Source organism: Kluyvera sichuanensis, from assembly GCF_014218705.1.
GTDB classification, from domain to species: domain Bacteria; phylum Pseudomonadota; class Gammaproteobacteria; order Enterobacterales; family Enterobacteriaceae; genus Kluyvera; species Kluyvera sichuanensis.
The window spans coordinates 1-14,013 of the sequence record NZ_JABBJF010000009.1 but is presented as its reverse complement, the minus strand read 5'-3'; the positions used below and the strand labels follow the sequence as shown (position 1 = coordinate 14,013).

General features: G+C 55.0%; 16 protein-coding genes and 1 pseudogene. All 17 read left to right on the top strand.

Annotated features, from left to right (window positions below; all coding sequences use genetic code 11):
• Positions 1 to 2: 2 nt before the first annotated feature.
• Complete coding sequence (locus HII27_RS11865) at positions 3 to 1,118, top strand: phage protease (RefSeq protein ID WP_185668088.1); 1,116 nt, start codon at positions 3 to 5, stop codon at positions 1,116 to 1,118.
• Positions 1,115 to 2,035, top strand: coding sequence for a Mu-like prophage major head subunit gpT family protein (locus HII27_RS11860; RefSeq protein ID WP_023293638.1), 921 nt, complete (start codon positions 1,115 to 1,117; stop codon positions 2,033 to 2,035). Before HII27_RS11865 ends, HII27_RS11860 begins: the two co-directional genes overlap by 4 nt.
• An 88-nt stretch (positions 2,036 to 2,123) precedes the next feature.
• Complete coding sequence (locus HII27_RS11855) at positions 2,124 to 2,594, top strand: HI1506-related protein (RefSeq protein WP_185668087.1); 471 nt, start codon at positions 2,124 to 2,126, stop codon at positions 2,592 to 2,594.
• Positions 2,594 to 3,016: a gp436 family protein gene (locus tag HII27_RS11850; RefSeq protein WP_023293636.1), complete on the top strand. Its 423-nt coding sequence runs from the start codon at positions 2,594 to 2,596 to the stop codon at positions 3,014 to 3,016. Before HII27_RS11855 ends, HII27_RS11850 begins: the two co-directional genes overlap by 1 nt.
• Complete coding sequence (locus HII27_RS11845) at positions 3,016 to 3,549, top strand: phage protein Gp37 (RefSeq protein WP_023293635.1); 534 nt, start codon at positions 3,016 to 3,018, stop codon at positions 3,547 to 3,549. The genes HII27_RS11850 and HII27_RS11845 overlap by 1 nt, the downstream gene beginning before the upstream one ends.
• Positions 3,546 to 3,719, top strand: coding sequence for a DUF2635 domain-containing protein (locus HII27_RS11840; protein WP_185668086.1), 174 nt, complete (start codon positions 3,546 to 3,548; stop codon positions 3,717 to 3,719). Before HII27_RS11845 ends, HII27_RS11840 begins: the two co-directional genes overlap by 4 nt.
• A complete protein-coding gene (locus tag HII27_RS11835) occupies positions 3,716 to 5,236 on the top strand; it encodes a phage tail sheath subtilisin-like domain-containing protein (RefSeq protein WP_185668085.1) in 1,521 nt (506 codons plus the stop codon). Before HII27_RS11840 ends, HII27_RS11835 begins: the two co-directional genes overlap by 4 nt.
• A 9-nt stretch (positions 5,237 to 5,245) precedes the next feature.
• Entirely contained in the window at positions 5,246 to 5,602 is a 357-nt protein-coding gene (locus HII27_RS11830) for a phage tail tube protein (protein WP_023293632.1), read from the top strand.
• Positions 5,603 to 5,611: 9 nt separating this feature from the next.
• A complete protein-coding gene (locus tag HII27_RS11825; protein ID WP_185668084.1) occupies positions 5,612 to 6,049 on the top strand; it encodes a phage tail assembly protein in 438 nt (145 codons plus the stop codon).
• Between the two features lie 129 nt (positions 6,050 to 6,178).
• Positions 6,179 to 8,140, top strand: coding sequence for a tape measure protein (locus tag HII27_RS11820; protein ID WP_023293630.1), 1,962 nt, complete (start codon positions 6,179 to 6,181; stop codon positions 8,138 to 8,140).
• Between the two features lie 11 nt (positions 8,141 to 8,151).
• The gene (locus tag HII27_RS11815) at positions 8,152 to 9,585 is read left to right on the top strand and encodes a DNA circularization protein (RefSeq protein ID WP_185668083.1); all 1,434 of its coding nucleotides are present in this window, start codon (positions 8,152 to 8,154) and stop codon (positions 9,583 to 9,585) included.
• On the top strand, positions 9,575 to 10,708 hold the full coding sequence (locus HII27_RS11810) for a phage baseplate assembly protein (protein ID WP_185668082.1): 1,134 nt from the start codon (positions 9,575 to 9,577) through the stop codon (positions 10,706 to 10,708). The genes HII27_RS11815 and HII27_RS11810 overlap by 11 nt, the downstream gene beginning before the upstream one ends.
• On the top strand, positions 10,705 to 11,289 hold the full coding sequence (locus HII27_RS11805; protein WP_163181547.1) for a phage baseplate assembly protein V: 585 nt from the start codon (positions 10,705 to 10,707) through the stop codon (positions 11,287 to 11,289). The genes HII27_RS11810 and HII27_RS11805 overlap by 4 nt, the downstream gene beginning before the upstream one ends.
• Complete coding sequence (locus HII27_RS11800) at positions 11,286 to 11,723, top strand: phage GP46 family protein (protein WP_023293626.1); 438 nt, start codon at positions 11,286 to 11,288, stop codon at positions 11,721 to 11,723. Before HII27_RS11805 ends, HII27_RS11800 begins: the two co-directional genes overlap by 4 nt.
• A 1-nt stretch (position 11,724) precedes the next feature.
• Positions 11,725 to 12,807: a baseplate J/gp47 family protein gene (locus tag HII27_RS11795; RefSeq protein WP_185668081.1), complete on the top strand. Its 1,083-nt coding sequence runs from the start codon at positions 11,725 to 11,727 to the stop codon at positions 12,805 to 12,807.
• Positions 12,798 to 13,382, top strand: a complete 585-nt coding sequence (locus HII27_RS11790) for a YmfQ family protein (protein ID WP_185668080.1) — start codon at positions 12,798 to 12,800, stop codon at positions 13,380 to 13,382. The genes HII27_RS11795 and HII27_RS11790 overlap by 10 nt, the downstream gene beginning before the upstream one ends.
• A gap of 249 nt (positions 13,383 to 13,631) precedes the next feature.
• A pseudogene (locus HII27_RS11785) lies at positions 13,632 to 14,013 on the top strand (phage tail protein); the annotation flags it as partial.

The window sequence follows — 14,013 nt, the reverse complement described above, 5'->3', positions numbered from 1 at the left end:
CCATGAAAACAAAACCTTCCTCTTTTGGTATCGCCATTCTTGCGGCCACCGTCGGTGATGACGGCTGGTGCCAGTTGCTTCCCGCCGGGCGTTTTCGTGCCCGTGATGGTCGGCCGTTCGATGTTGCTGATGGCTGGTATATGGATGCAGCCATCGCTGCACGTCTGATTGATGGCGTCCGGGCTCTTGGCCAGGACGTGCTGATTGATTACGAGCATAACCAGCTGCGCAAGTCTGAAGGGCTTTCGCCTGATGAACTGAAAGCGGCTGGATGGTTTAACGCTGATGAAATGCAGTGGCGTGAAGGCCTGGGGCTTTTTGTTAAGCCTCGCTGGACACCTGCGGCGCTGACCTATCTGGCCAACGAAGAATTCGGCTTCCTTTCGGCCGTTTTTCCTTACGACCTTGTTACTGGTGCACCAACCGTGCTGCGCATGGTGGCGCTGACCAATGACCCTGGCGCGACTGGCATGCAAAAACTGGCGGCGCTGGCTGCTTCCTTTGATGAACTCACTAACCACCCACATGAGGGACGTCCCATGAATGAAAACCTGCGTCAGCTGCTGGCGCGACTCGGTATCACGCTGGCTGAGAATGCTGCCGTGACCGATGAGCAGGCCACAGCCGCACTGTCAGCTTTTGATGCGCTCAAGGGCAAGGCAGATAAGCACGATGAACTGAACACCCGTGTGACTGCACTCAGTGCTGAACTGGTTACGGCAAAAGCCGAATCCGGCACGCCAGACCTCACCAAATGGGTACCGGTGGAAACCTATAACGCCATTCGCCAGGAGCTGGCAGAGGTCACTGGTAAACACTCCACGGTTTCCCTTAGCGCTGTTCTGGATAAGGCGGAAACCGAAGGCCGTATCTTCAAATCCGAGCGGGCTTACTTTGAGCAGGTTGGCGCTCAGGTTGGGGTTGTCGCACTCTCTGCTCAGCTCGATGCCAAGCAGCCTATTGCGGCGCTGACTGCACTACAGACTACGACGACCAGTATCCCTGATACCCGCCGCGAAGGTCTTACGGCGCTGTCTGCCGATGAAAAATCAGCAGCAAAAGCACTCGGCATGTCTGAAGCCGAATACCAGAAACTCAAAGAGGAAGGCGATAAATGATCGTTACCCCGAGCTCCATTAAGGCCCTGATGACCTCATTCCGTAAGGATTTTCAGGGTGGTCTGGATGGTGCGCCATCCCAGTACCAGAAAATTGCCATGACGGTACCGTCATCCTCCAAATCCAATACCTATGGCTGGCTGGGTAACGCGCCGCAGCTGCGTGAGTGGGTCGGTGCGCGAGTTGTGAATCAGATGGCGGCCAGCGCTTACACCGTGGCCAACAGAACCTATGAAGGCACCGTCGGCATCAGTCGTGATGATTTCGAAGATGACAACCTTGGCGTTTACAGCCCGATGTTCTCTGAGCTGGGCCGTTCTGCGGCTGTACAGCCTGACGAGCTGGTGTTTGGCCTGCTGAAAGATGGCTTTAACCAGGCATGTTATGACGGCCAGAACTTCTTCGATACCGACCATCCGGTCTATTCGAAAGTGGATGGCACCGGGACGGCGACGTCTGTTGCGAACGTCTTCCAACAGGCCGCTGACTGGACGGGTGATAGCTGGTATCTGCTGGACTGCTCCCGTGCTATCAAGCCGCTGATCTTCCAGGACCGCCGCAAGGCTGAACTGGTTGCAAAAACAGCCATCACTGACGAACACGTCTTTACCGACAACGAATTCCTGTTTGGTGTCAGCTGTCGTCGTGCGGTGGGCTTTGGTTTCTGGCAGATGGCGATGGCCATGAACGCCGATCTGACACTCGACAACCTCTGGACCGGCTGGACCACCATGCGCAAATTCCACGCCGATGGTGGCCGTCCACTGGGGCTGCGTCCTACTCACCTGGTGGTTACTCCGGGCAATGAGAAAGCGGCCATCCAGTTGCTGGAGCGTGAACTGATTGCCGGCACCAACGGCGTCGTCAGTAACGAAATGAAAGGCAAGCTGGAACTGGTGGTCGCTGACTACCTGTAAGTTACCTGCAGTCTTAAACCGATGTTAAAGGCGGTTAATCCGCCTTTAACCTGCCGTTTAACGTGGATTCAAAGGGAGAACCCATGTCATGTCAGAAGAACTTAAGCAAGGCATTGATGGCACTTCACCGGCTCGCGAAACAGCTGGCAATCAGCTTTTCGACCTGGTTGTCAAATGTTACCGGGACGTATACCGCCGCGCCGGCATCCCGTTCACCCGTGGCGAGAATCGCGTGGTGGGCGTCACTGAAGCGCAAGTGCGTATTCTCGAAGGCGACAGCGTCCTCAAAATCGTATCTGGCTCGCCAGCACCGGACGCGGAAGAGCCAGGGACCGTGGACAACGTGGGCCTGGGCAGTGAGCTGAAAACTGAAGAACTGAATGAGCCACCGTTGAACGAGCGCATCATTCTGGCCGTCGCGGGTCTGGACAAGTCTAACGCTGAGCATTTCACCTCTGCGGGAAAACCGCGCGTGGCTGCTGTGTCTACCGCTCTGGGGGAAATCATCTCCAGTGAGCAGCTCAATGCGGCGCTGGCCTCACAGGGTGAGGACGCGTAATGACTTATGCCACTGTCGCGGAAATGGCGTCCCGGTATCAGCGCCGCAATCTGGATCTACTGACCAAAACACGGACGGATAATAACCAGCCGGATGACGTCATCATTGATGCAGCGCTGGCTGACGCGACTGCGATGATGGATAGCTACATTGTCGCCCGCTACACATTACCGCTGACGGTGGCTCCGGCGACCTTGCCGCAGGTCTGCTGCGTCATTGCCTGGTACTTCCTGCAGGACACGCGAGCGACTGAACAATCAACACAGCGCTATAAGGACGCCATCCGCTGGCTGGAAGGCGTCCGGGACGGAAAGATTCCGCTTGGCACCGACACTGCCGGCAGTGCCCCAGATGGTGAGAATCTTGCTCAGGTGGTTTCTGATGCGCCTGTTTTCTCGCGTAAACAGCAGGGTTTTATCTGATGATTGGCGATACCGAAACCGCGCTGCTTGAGGCTGTTAAAGGACTTTTCGGCAACACCTTGCGCGATGTCGATACGCATCCGGGCACCTGGGATGATGTGGCTATCAAGCGCATGCTGCTCAGTGAGCCAGCGGTCTATATCGCCTGGCTGGGCTGTGGTCCCGGACGAACCTCTCGTGAGGTTGAAAGCCATTGGGTCCTCTACGTATGCGCCAGCATGCTCAACGGTCGTGAAGGTGACCGGCTGGGTATCTACCAGATTGTTGAGCGCCTTGTGGCGGGGATTAACTGGAAGACATTCGGCTCTACCACCGGCATGAAGCTGACCAAGGGGCAAAACCTCTATACCGATGCGCAAGGTGGCGCGGGTTGTGCGCTTTACGGCCTTTATTTCAGCGGGACCACGCCCATTGATACCAGCATTGATCTCAGCTCTCTGGATGACTACGAACGCCACTGGCAGACGTGGAAACAACCAGACGGCACACCGCCTTTTGAGGCGCATATCAACGTAAACGAGAAACAACCATGACTGATGTGCTGAAGATTAAGCCGGCTCCCGGCCGCACAGTTCGCGACCCGCAGACCATGAAACTGCTGGCCGCAGACGGTGAGACCAAGCCGCAAAACAGTTTCTGGCTGCGCCGCCTCAAAGATGGCGACGTGCTCCCGGTAGAAGCCACTAAGAAAGGTGCGAAATGAGCGATATCTCTTTTGATTCGATTCCAGCAGGCGGCGCGATTCGCGTTCCTCTGGCGTATATCGAGTTCAACAACAGCAACGCCGTTTCCGGCACGCCTGCGCCACGTCAGCGTGTTCTGATGTTCGGCCAGCGAGCTTCTGACGTTAATCAGAAGCCGGTGGGGTCGGTGCCGGCGAATACGTTGACACGTATTTACTCCCCGTCTCAGGCGTCTGCCGCATTCGGTCAGGGGTCGATGATCCACCTGATGGCAACCGAGTTTCTGAAGCTCAACCGCGTTGCGGAGCTGTACTGCATCGCCCAGGGCGATGGCACGGGTGTTGCTGATGCCGCCACCATTAAGCTGAGCGGTACAGCAACGGAGAACGGCACGCTGGTGACTTATATTGCTGGTGTTCGTATTCCTGCCACCGTTAAGACCGGCGATAAAGGCGCGGATATCGCGCAGAGTCTGGCTGACCTGATTAATGCAAAATACGATCTGCCGGTGACAGCGACTGTTGTACCCGATAGCGGCGGCGCGAACGCCGACCCGACGCATGCCGATGTGAAGTTATCGGCTAAGTTTCTCGGCCGCTCCTGCCCGACGGATACGCGCTTCAACTATTACGATCAGGAAATGACACCTGGTGGCATTGTGGCCACCGTCACCTATCCGGCAGACACCAACAGCAACCCGGACCTGTCAGACTCCATCGCCGCGATGGGTGACCTGCAGTTCAAATACCTGGTCATGCCTTACACCGATCCGACCAACCTTAACCTGCTGCGTACCGAACTGGTGGAGCGCTGGGGGCCAATCAACCAGGCCGACGGTATTGCATTTACCAGCTATCACGGCCCGATGGGGAGCCTGACCACGTTCGGCCAGTCCCGCAACGATCACCTGCTGTGCTGCCTTGGCGCACCAGCGACACCACAACCGCAGTATGTCTGGTGCACCAGTATTGCTGCTGTGGCGGCTGCGTCACTGAGCATCGACCCGGCCCGACCTCTGCAGACGCTGGTCGTCAGTAACCTGATGCCGCCGAAAGAGACAGACCTCTTCACCTGGCCTGAGCGTAATGGTCTTTTGTTTGACGGCATCAGCACCTTTACCGTCAACGACGGCGGTCAGGTGCAGCTTGAGCGTCTTATCACGACATATCGCACCAACAGCTACGGCGACCCGGACCCGTCCTACCTCAACGTTGAGACCATCGCGACGCTGAGCTATCTGCGCTATTCGACCCGCGTGCGTATTACACAGAAATTCCCGCGTCATAAGCTGGCTGACGACGGTACGAACTTTGCGCCGGGTCAACCAGTAGTAACTCCGGCGATTATCAAAACGGAGCTGCTGGCGCTGTTTACTGAGTGGGAGGAAGCCGGTCTGGTGGAAGACTTCACCACCTTTAAAGACGAACTCTACGTGGTGCGCAACAAAAGTGATCGTGACCGTGTTGATGTGCTGGCCGGTCCGAACCTCATTAACCAGTTCCGCATCTTCGCGGAACAGATCCGCTTCATCCTCTAAGGGGGGAACATGGCAGGAAATCAACGTCAGGGCGTCGCCTTTATCCGCGTCAACGGCCTTGAGCTTGAAACGCTGGCGGGCTGTACCTTCACCCCTGCGGGTGACACTCGGGAAACCGTTAAAGGCAGTCGTGTCTATGGCTATAAATCGACGCCGCGTGAAGCCACACTGGAATGCAAAATCCCTGGTGGCAGCGGTATTGGTCTGGATGAAGTCATCAACTGGACGGATGTGACCGCCGAGTTTAAAGCCGATACCGGGGAAACCTGGATGATGCCAAATGCCTGGCAGACCGACGAACCACAAAACAGCGACGGTGAAATCACCATTAAGCTCGCCGCTAAAACCAGCAAACGTATCGCGTAAGGAGTCACCATGACCGAGTTTAAAAGCCCTGAGCAGGAAGCAATGGAGTTTCATGAGGAGATTCTGAATGCACTCAAAAACGGTACATTCCGTCTGCTTGATGGCATCCCGTACGGCACCGGCGAAGAGATGGAAATGCAGTATGACATCACCTTCCGTGAACTGACTGCCGGCGACATCATTGATGCGCAGATGGCCTCTGAGCGTGTCGTGGAGACCAAAGCAGGACCACAGCTGGTGAGTTCACCTTCTCAGATGGGGCTGGAGATGTTGCGCCGGCAGATTGCAAAAGTGGGCGTGATTAGCGGTCCATTGTCGCTGGTTCTGCTCAAAAAAATGTCCCAGCGCGATTTCCATCGTGTTTCGCTGGCGACTGATTTACGTGATGTTGCTCAGGCTGCGGCGATGACCCCTGAACGGGGGCGAGTGGCTGCAGTGTCGGAGTGAGATTGAACAGGCGGCTATAGCGGTCGGCGTCATGCTTAAAGGGGGCCCGGAATGGGCCCTTTCTCTTCCGCTCTCCCGCCTTTTCCGACACTGCAAGCAGGCTGAAACCCTCTTTAAAAGGTAATTATCATGGCTGGGCAATTTCGCGCCTCAATCATTATTGATTTAATGGGCAACATTGCCCAGCGTTCCCGCCAGTTCTCCGGGAACATCTCCTCAATGGCTCGCAGCAGCCAGACGGCGATGAACGGTCTGCGCAATTCCGTCGCCAGTGTTTCAAACTCCATTGACCGCCTCGGTTCCTCGGCAACCCGCACGTTCGGCATGCTTACTGCTGGCGGTGCGACGATAGCCGGCCTCGGTTACACAGCCAATAAGCTATTCATCAGCATCGCGTCCACGCGAGAAAACCAACGTATCGCGCTCAACTCTCTCTACAAAGGCAACCAGCAGCATGCGTCAGAAATGATGCAATGGGCCATTCAGAACGCCAAAGACTCCACGTGGGGTCTGACTGGTGTTATGCAGGAACTGGTCAGCAGTAAATCGTTCGGTATGTCGGATAAAGAGACCACTAACTTTATCACCATGCTGCAAGACCAAGGGGCACTCAAGGGCTGGGATTTAAATGCAGCGCAAGGGGCATCTCTCCAGCTCAAACAGATGTTTTCTCGCCAGCAGATTACGGCAGCTGATGCCAACTTGCTAACAGGCTACGGTATCAACGTTTATCAGATTCTTGCAGATAAATGGAATAAAGATGTCAAGGAAGTCCGCAAGGCTGGTGAAAAAGGCAATCTAGGTCTGAAGTCTATTATTCAACTGTTTCAGGCTTTAAGTGAGGAATCGAAAGGGGCCCAGAAAACAGCGATGAACAGCTGGACGGGGCTGACCGCGCAGATGGGCGATGTGTGGGAAGACTTCGCCGATAAACTGATGAATAAAGGGCCTTTCGACATACTTAAAGGCCGTGTTAAAGGTGTGCTCGACTGGTATGGCCAACTGAGTAAACCTGGAGCAAACGGTGTAAGTGGTGTTGACCAGCTAACCGATGAGTTAGCCGCTAATTTCCAGACGGCTTTTGATACGATCAGCAGCGCTGCTCAGGAGACCTGGCGTTACCTGAAAATGGGTAAAGATGCCCTCAGTTGGGTGGATGACAATATTGTCAGCCTGAAAACGATGGCCAAGGTTATTGGTGGTATCTGGCTGGCGAACAAGGCGCTACGGATGGGCGGCGCTATCGTTCGTCCAACCTGGCAGGTTGCTACCTCACCATACCGTGCCTATCGGTGGATGCGCGGCCGAAACCAGCCAGGTGCGGGCGGGCCGGGTATGCCACCTATCATGAGCAATCCGCAGCTCATCCAGCAGGTCTTTGTCACCAACTGGCCAGCGTCGTTCGGCGGTGGTGGCGACGTCTATGCGGGTAATGGTAAACGCAAGCGTGGGCCGGGACGTGGTCGTGGCACCAGTGTCCCGGTTGTGCCATCACCTGCAGCAGCTCCTGCCGCAAAAGCGGGGCTGTTTTCCCGCATCTTCAGCGGCGCTGGCTCGATGCTTGCCGGCGCAGGCTCAGCCATCAAAGGTGCTGGTAGCTGGGTGGCCAACAGTGCCATTGGTCGTGTGGCTGCAAAAGGTGCCAGTGCGCTGGGCTGGCTTGGGCGCGGCGCAGGCCGTATGTTCTCCCGCTTTGGTGGGCCGTTGATGGCTGGCGCAATGATGGTGCCAACGTTGATGGATGAAAACGCGACGGCTGAAGATAAAGGCTCTGCTATGGGTAGCACAGCCGGCGCATGGGGTGGCGGCGCACTGGGCTCGTTGCTCGGCCCGGCGGGTACTGTTGTCGGTGCCACTCTCGGTGGTGTTCTTGGGGATTATCTGGGCGGATGGCTGGGGAATGTTTACGAGAAATTTGCCGGGAACGACAGCAGCGGCCAGCAGCAGACCCCGCCACCAGAACAGAAAGTCAGTGCTCAGGCCCAGTTGAAAATCCAGCTGGCTGACGGCCTGCAGATCACCAGCACCAATATTCAGGAAGACGGTATGGGCATGAATGTCTGGACCGGTCAGAACCTTTACCCTTATTAACGGGACAAATCATGTTTGAAAGTACAGTCGCTAGTGTGAACTCTCTCAGGGATGGACTGGGGGCGCTGGGTTTAAAAAATAGCAAACCGGATGGTAAAGGAACATTTCGCAACGTGCCGTTCCTGATTTTCCGTGACCAACGCATGACCGGTGGTCGTCGTCTCGTTAAACGCGAATATCCACTGCGCGATAAAGGTGGTGCGATTGATCTGGGTCGAAAACTCCATGAATTTTCCTTCTCTGCCTGTCTGTTGGGCAAAGATGCAAAGCAGCTAAAGGAAAATCTGATTGAGGCGCTCGATGATGCCGGCGCAGGGGAACTAACTCACCCGGATTTTGGTACGCTGCAGGTATTGGTTGAAACATGGGAATGCCGTTACGCTGCTGATGAACTCAATTACTACGAGTTCACAATTACTGTTTACCCGGCCGCAGAAGATGAGGCACCAGAGACATCAGCAGATACTGCAGCCGCCGTAACCGTCAAAAAGGATAGCCTGTTTGGTTCTCTGGGGGATACGCTCTCCGATGCCTGGCAGACAGTTCAGGAAGCAACAGATGGCGCCACGGCCGTTGCAGATGCTATCAGTGGTGTTTATGACGATATTGCTAGTGCGATTGAAAATGTCGGTATTCTGGGTAGTGTTAACGGGCTGTTGTCTGCCGTTACCCAAGTTAAAGGGATGGCAACACGGCTGGTTAATGCGCCAAAATTACTGGCCGCGAATTTGTTGGGGGCGTTTTCTGGGATCGCATCTGTTGCGGATAATGATGCTGGATTTAAAGCATATGAACGCATTGGCGTTAATCTGAAGCGTCGACAGGCTGCTACGGACACCTCTCATCTTGATCCGGCCGCTGCAGCGAACATCAATACGCTGTATTATGTTGCGACCGTCGCCACACAGACCAGTCAGGCGGAAGCGGCATCTGCCGTTCTTACTGATGCGCTGGCCACTGATGATGGACTCTCCCGCACTCCAGAACTGACGACCACGACGCCAGTCAGCTCAGTCTCCACACCTTCAACAACTCAGCAGGACTCAGCTGCCGGAATCACCCGGAGCGATTCAACTTCTGTAGCCTCAGAGAACAGTCCGGCATCGTTTCCACTCTTTGAAAGCCAGGCTGATATCGAACGGGTTACCAGTGAACTGGGCCAGATGCTGGATGACAGCACCATTGCTGCTTCTGATGCCGGATTTACGGCCAGCAGCCTTGAACTGGCCACATTTCGTCTTGTGGTGATTAACGATTTGCGCACTCGCGGTATTCATCTGGCGAACGTACGCAACGTCACCCTAAATCAGACGGAGCCGGCACTGGTTGCCCTGTATCGCGAAACTGGTGACAGCCTTTACTGGCAGCGTTTTGGTCGCCGAAACAGTGTACCCAATCCGCTCCTGATGCCAGGGGGCGTTTCTCTGGAGATCCTTGATGGCTGACGTCGAATTACGCACCGCAGGAAAGATTTTTGCCGGGTGGACGACCATCAATATTAACCGCTCCATCGAATCACTCTCCGGCTATTTCGAACTCGGTGTCAACGTTCAGCCAGAAACCGATTTATCATCACTTTCTCCGGGTCAGCCTTTTACCCTCACCATTAATGGCCAGACGGTCATTACCGGTTATCTCGATGGCCGTCGTCGCAACATGACGGCCGACTCTATGTCCATCACCATCTCCGGCCGGGATAAAACTGCTGACCTGATTGACTGCGCGGCTATCTATCAGGGCCGCCAGTGGAAGGGGCGCACGCTTGAGCAGATTGCGCGTGACCTGTGCGGCCCGTATAAGGTGACCGTCCGCTGGGAACTGACCGACAGTGAATCCTCAGCGCCGTTCCCGTCCTTTACACTCGATTACTCGGAAACCGTCTACGAGGCGCTGGGGCGTGCCAGCCGCGCCCGTGGTGTATTGATGACCAGCAATGCTGCCGGCGAGCTGGTCTTCACCCGCGCGGATGAAACCCAGACCGATAAGTTGATCCTCGGTGAGAACCTGATTGAGATGGAGTTTGAAGAAGACGATCGTGACCGCTTCAGTGATTACATTGTCGCTGGACACGGCCGCGCCAGCGGCAAAGCCGGTGACGACCAGAGCGCAAAAAACATCGCCAGTCAGAAAGCAGAGGTGAAAGACTCCGATATCACGCGCTACCGCCCGACGATTATCCTTGCTGACAGCAAAACGGATTCCAAAGGTGCCAGCGGCCGCGCGACACGTGAAATGCGTCGTCGCCTGGCTAAATCACGCACCTTCGAGGCAAAAGTAGACGGCTGGCTGCGCCGCGATGGTTCGCTGTGGATGCCTAACCTGCTGGTCGATATCGATGCATCCCGCTTCAGTATCACCACGGGACCGCTTCTGGTCAGCAAAGTCGTACTGGCGCTGGATGATCGCACCGGCATCATGACCACGCTGACGCTTACCCCGCGCGATGGCTGGCTGGTACCAATTGAACCGGACAGTAAAACGAAAAAATCCCGTAAAAGCGAAGATAAGAGCGGCGTGGATGCGCTGGCTGAAGAGTATTACCGCAAGCACCCGGAGAAACGCCCATGAGTGAACAGGCATTTCAGCGTCTGATTGCTCCCGTCATGCGCCGGCTGCGGCTGATGATTGGCCGCGCCGTGGTAACGCTGGTCAATGACAGCCTGAAGATGCAGAACCTCCAGGTGACGAGCCTTGATGATGGTCCACTGGATGACGTCGAGCGCCCTCTGCAGTACGGTCAGATTAGTGTCCCGCTGGCTGGCTCTGAAGCCATTATGGTGAGTCTTGGCGGCGATACTGATTCCGCCGTTGCTCTGGTGGTTGATGACCGTCGTTATCGTCCTGTCGGTCTGGTCGCGGGCGATAGCGGTCTTTATCACTACGAGGGGCACCGCATCCGCTTAACCAAAGACGGCCGGGCCATTGTGACCTGCAAAACGGTTGAGGTGTATGCCGATGAAAGCGGGTTGTTCGATATGCCAAAAGCCCGGTTTACCGGTGACCTTGAGGTAGATAAAAATCTTCAGGTTAAAGGTACAACTGACCTTCAGGGTGAGGCCACTGCGCCGGATATCATCGTGGATGGCAAATCTACCAAACGACACGTCCATGAAGAACATGACGGCCCATTAACCAAGGAGATGCAATGACAGACCTGGCATTCGTCTGGATTAATGGCCGGGGCGATATTGCACAGAACGGCGAGGACATGCTGACCGACGACAGCCTGACCAATGACGTCATCATTTCTCTGCATACGGATCGTCGTGCGCTGGATTCAGATGATATTCCCGGCGATAACACTGACCGTCGTGGATGGTGGGCAGATACCTTCCGTGACCGTCCTATTGGCTCAAGACTGTGGCTGCTTTCCCGTGAAAAGACACTCAATTCAGTGCTCACTCGCGCTGCTGAATATGCGCTTGAGGCGCTGGTATGGCTTAAAGAAGCCGGCCGCGTGAAAAAGATAGCCGTTTACGCCAGCCAGCCGGAAAGCGGCTGGTTGCAGCTGGATATTGAATTCACGCTGCCGGATGGCTCTGTCAGTCCTTATTCCTTTAAATCGCAATATAACGGAATTTAACATGCCTTATAAATCGCCTACGTTGCCTGAATTAATCGCGCGTGCTGAAGGTAATATTCAGCAGCGTTTAAAAGGTTCCGCGACAGGAAATAAGGAAAAAGTCCTGGGCGTGCTGGCGCGTGCGCAGGCTGGTCTCGATGCAGGTCTGCATGAGCATATTTCCTGGGCATATCGCCAGATTATCCCCGGTGATGCGGATGAAGCTGAATTGCTCAAACATTGCCAGTTCTGGGGTATTCGCCGCAAGCAGCCGACGCCGGCAAGCGACCCGATTACGGTCACGGCCAGCGCTGCCGGCACTATTCCAAAAAATACCCGCTGGCAGCGTGCCGGCAACATCCTTTATGCGCTTGAAGCTGATTTTGATGTCGCAGCGGCCGGAACCGTCAATGTCCCTGTTACGGCGGTAGTGTCAGGGACTGCCGGCAATGCTCCTGCGGGTACTGCATTGACGCTGGTCACGCCTGTCGCGGGGATTTCTTCAGATGCCGTGGCCACAAACGGATTGACTGGTGGTAGTGATATTGAGCCGGTCTCTGAACTGCTGGCACGGCTTGAATTTCGCGCCCAGCATCCGCCATGCGGCGGTAATAAATACGACTATGAGCGCTGGGCGCGGGAATGTGCAGGTGTAACTCGTGCATGGTGTCTGCCGACCTGGCAGGGGCCGGGAACGGTAGGCGTTGCGTTTGTGATGGATGGTAACAGCAGCATTATTCCGGGTGATTCTGATATTGCCAGGGTGACGGATTATATTGCAGGGCATCCGAATCCGATTACCGGCGTTATTGAGGGGCAACCAGAAGGGCCGGAGGTGACCGTATTTGCACCGAAATTAAAGCCTCTGGATATGACTATTAAAATATCGCCTAAAACGGATGCGCTGAAGCAGGATATTGCCAATGGGATGGCTTCGCTTTTTTATAACAAATGCGAGCCAGGCAGCACGATGACCACTTCCAGCCTCATCCGTGTGATTGCCTCAAGCCAGAGCCTGACTGACTTTGAGCTGTCGTCGCCCACCACTGCCACCTATTCAGCGGCTGATGAGCTATTGGTTCCGGGGACGATCACATGGATATGATGAGGTTTCAGCGAGTATTCCTGCAGCTGCTTCCCACTGGGCTCGCCTGGAACAAAGAACCCGGTTCAGAACTGAGCAAGATTGCCGGGGCTCTTGCCGATGGCCCGGAACAGGATGATGCCTCAATTGATCGTCTGCTTGATGAGCGTTTCCCTGACCAGTCTGTGGTTTTGCTTGAGGACTGGGAAAAATGGCTCGCTTTGCCGGATTGCACTAGCGCTGGCCAGACATTTGACGAGCGCCGGACCGCAGCTGCAGAGAAGTACAGAATGGTCGGGAGCCTTAACCGTCAATTCTATATCGAGCTTGCCGCAAAGTATGGCTTCGATATCGAGATAGAGTCGTACAGCGACGGCGCTTATGCCACCTGTTTGGATAACTGCCTTACCCGATTACGTAAAAACTACGGACGTTTCACGTCACATATCATCGTGAAAACCAGTGTGGATAATCGCAACGCCACCGTTCTTGATAATTGCCTTACTCCACTGGTCGTTTATTCCGGCGGCGTAATTGAATGTCTGCTTGAGAAATATAAACCCGCTCATCAGGTGTTTATTTATATTTACCAATAAAAGGAATCAGTCATGTTCCATCTTGATAATAATTCCGGCGTCAGTGCGATGCCGCCACTCGGAGCCGTGCAAAGTTCGGCCCCGCGTTGGTTTACTGAAGGTGGTGGTGGTGTACCTGCTTCTTATCCCGGCGCAGCATGGTTCAATATGATTCAGGCCGAGCTGCTGAATTTGTGTGCTGCCTATGGAATCTCTCCAGATAAAGCCAATTTAAATCAGCTTAAACTGGCGATTGAGGCTGCTGTAAACCAGCGTGCACCTCTCGCAAGTCCGGCGTTCTCCGGTGTACCAACGGCACCAACGGCAAGCCAGTCAACTAACAATACGCAGATTGCCACGACTGCTTTTGTTAAAGCTGCTTTGGCGGCGCTCGTCGATTCATCCCCGGCAGCACTGGATACATTGAATGAACTGGCAGCCGCGCTGGGTAATGACCCAAACTTTGCCACTACGATGACAAATGCCCTGGCAGGTAAGCAACCACTGGACAATACATTAACCGCTCTCAGCGGCAAAGATGTCGCAGGTATTCTTTCATACCTTGGTTTAGGAAGTTTGCCAACATTCGGAACGGCAGCATCAAAAGATGTTGGTACCGGAGCTGGTCAAATCCCAGATATGTCGTCATTTC

What these genes read in the sequence shown, in the direction of transcription:
- HII27_RS11840 (WP_185668086.1), top strand. Translation starts at nt 3,546, where the DNA reads ATGACTGATGTGCTGAAGATTAAGCCGGCTCCCGGCCGCACAGTTCGC.
- HII27_RS11795 (WP_185668081.1), top strand. Translation starts at nt 11,725, where the DNA reads ATGCCTTATAAATCGCCTACGTTGCCTGAATTAATCGCGCGTGCTGAA.
- HII27_RS11805 (WP_163181547.1), top strand. Translation starts at nt 10,705, where the DNA reads ATGAGTGAACAGGCATTTCAGCGTCTGATTGCTCCCGTCATGCGCCGG.
- HII27_RS11850 (WP_023293636.1), top strand. Translation starts at nt 2,594, where the DNA reads ATGACTTATGCCACTGTCGCGGAAATGGCGTCCCGGTATCAGCGCCGC.
- HII27_RS11855 (WP_185668087.1), top strand. Translation starts at nt 2,124, where the DNA reads ATGTCAGAAGAACTTAAGCAAGGCATTGATGGCACTTCACCGGCTCGC.
- HII27_RS11820 (WP_023293630.1), top strand. Translation starts at nt 6,179, where the DNA reads ATGGCTGGGCAATTTCGCGCCTCAATCATTATTGATTTAATGGGCAAC.
- HII27_RS11845 (WP_023293635.1), top strand. Translation starts at nt 3,016, where the DNA reads ATGATTGGCGATACCGAAACCGCGCTGCTTGAGGCTGTTAAAGGACTT.
- HII27_RS11835 (WP_185668085.1), top strand. Translation starts at nt 3,716, where the DNA reads ATGAGCGATATCTCTTTTGATTCGATTCCAGCAGGCGGCGCGATTCGC.
- HII27_RS11815 (WP_185668083.1), top strand. Translation starts at nt 8,152, where the DNA reads ATGTTTGAAAGTACAGTCGCTAGTGTGAACTCTCTCAGGGATGGACTG.
- HII27_RS11830 (WP_023293632.1), top strand. Translation starts at nt 5,246, where the DNA reads ATGGCAGGAAATCAACGTCAGGGCGTCGCCTTTATCCGCGTCAACGGC.
- HII27_RS11865 (WP_185668088.1), top strand. Translation starts at nt 3, where the DNA reads ATGAAAACAAAACCTTCCTCTTTTGGTATCGCCATTCTTGCGGCCACC.
- HII27_RS11800 (WP_023293626.1), top strand. Translation starts at nt 11,286, where the DNA reads ATGACAGACCTGGCATTCGTCTGGATTAATGGCCGGGGCGATATTGCA.
- HII27_RS11790 (WP_185668080.1), top strand. Translation starts at nt 12,798, where the DNA reads ATGGATATGATGAGGTTTCAGCGAGTATTCCTGCAGCTGCTTCCCACT.
- HII27_RS11825 (WP_185668084.1), top strand. Translation starts at nt 5,612, where the DNA reads ATGACCGAGTTTAAAAGCCCTGAGCAGGAAGCAATGGAGTTTCATGAG.
- HII27_RS11860 (WP_023293638.1), top strand. Translation starts at nt 1,115, where the DNA reads ATGATCGTTACCCCGAGCTCCATTAAGGCCCTGATGACCTCATTCCGT.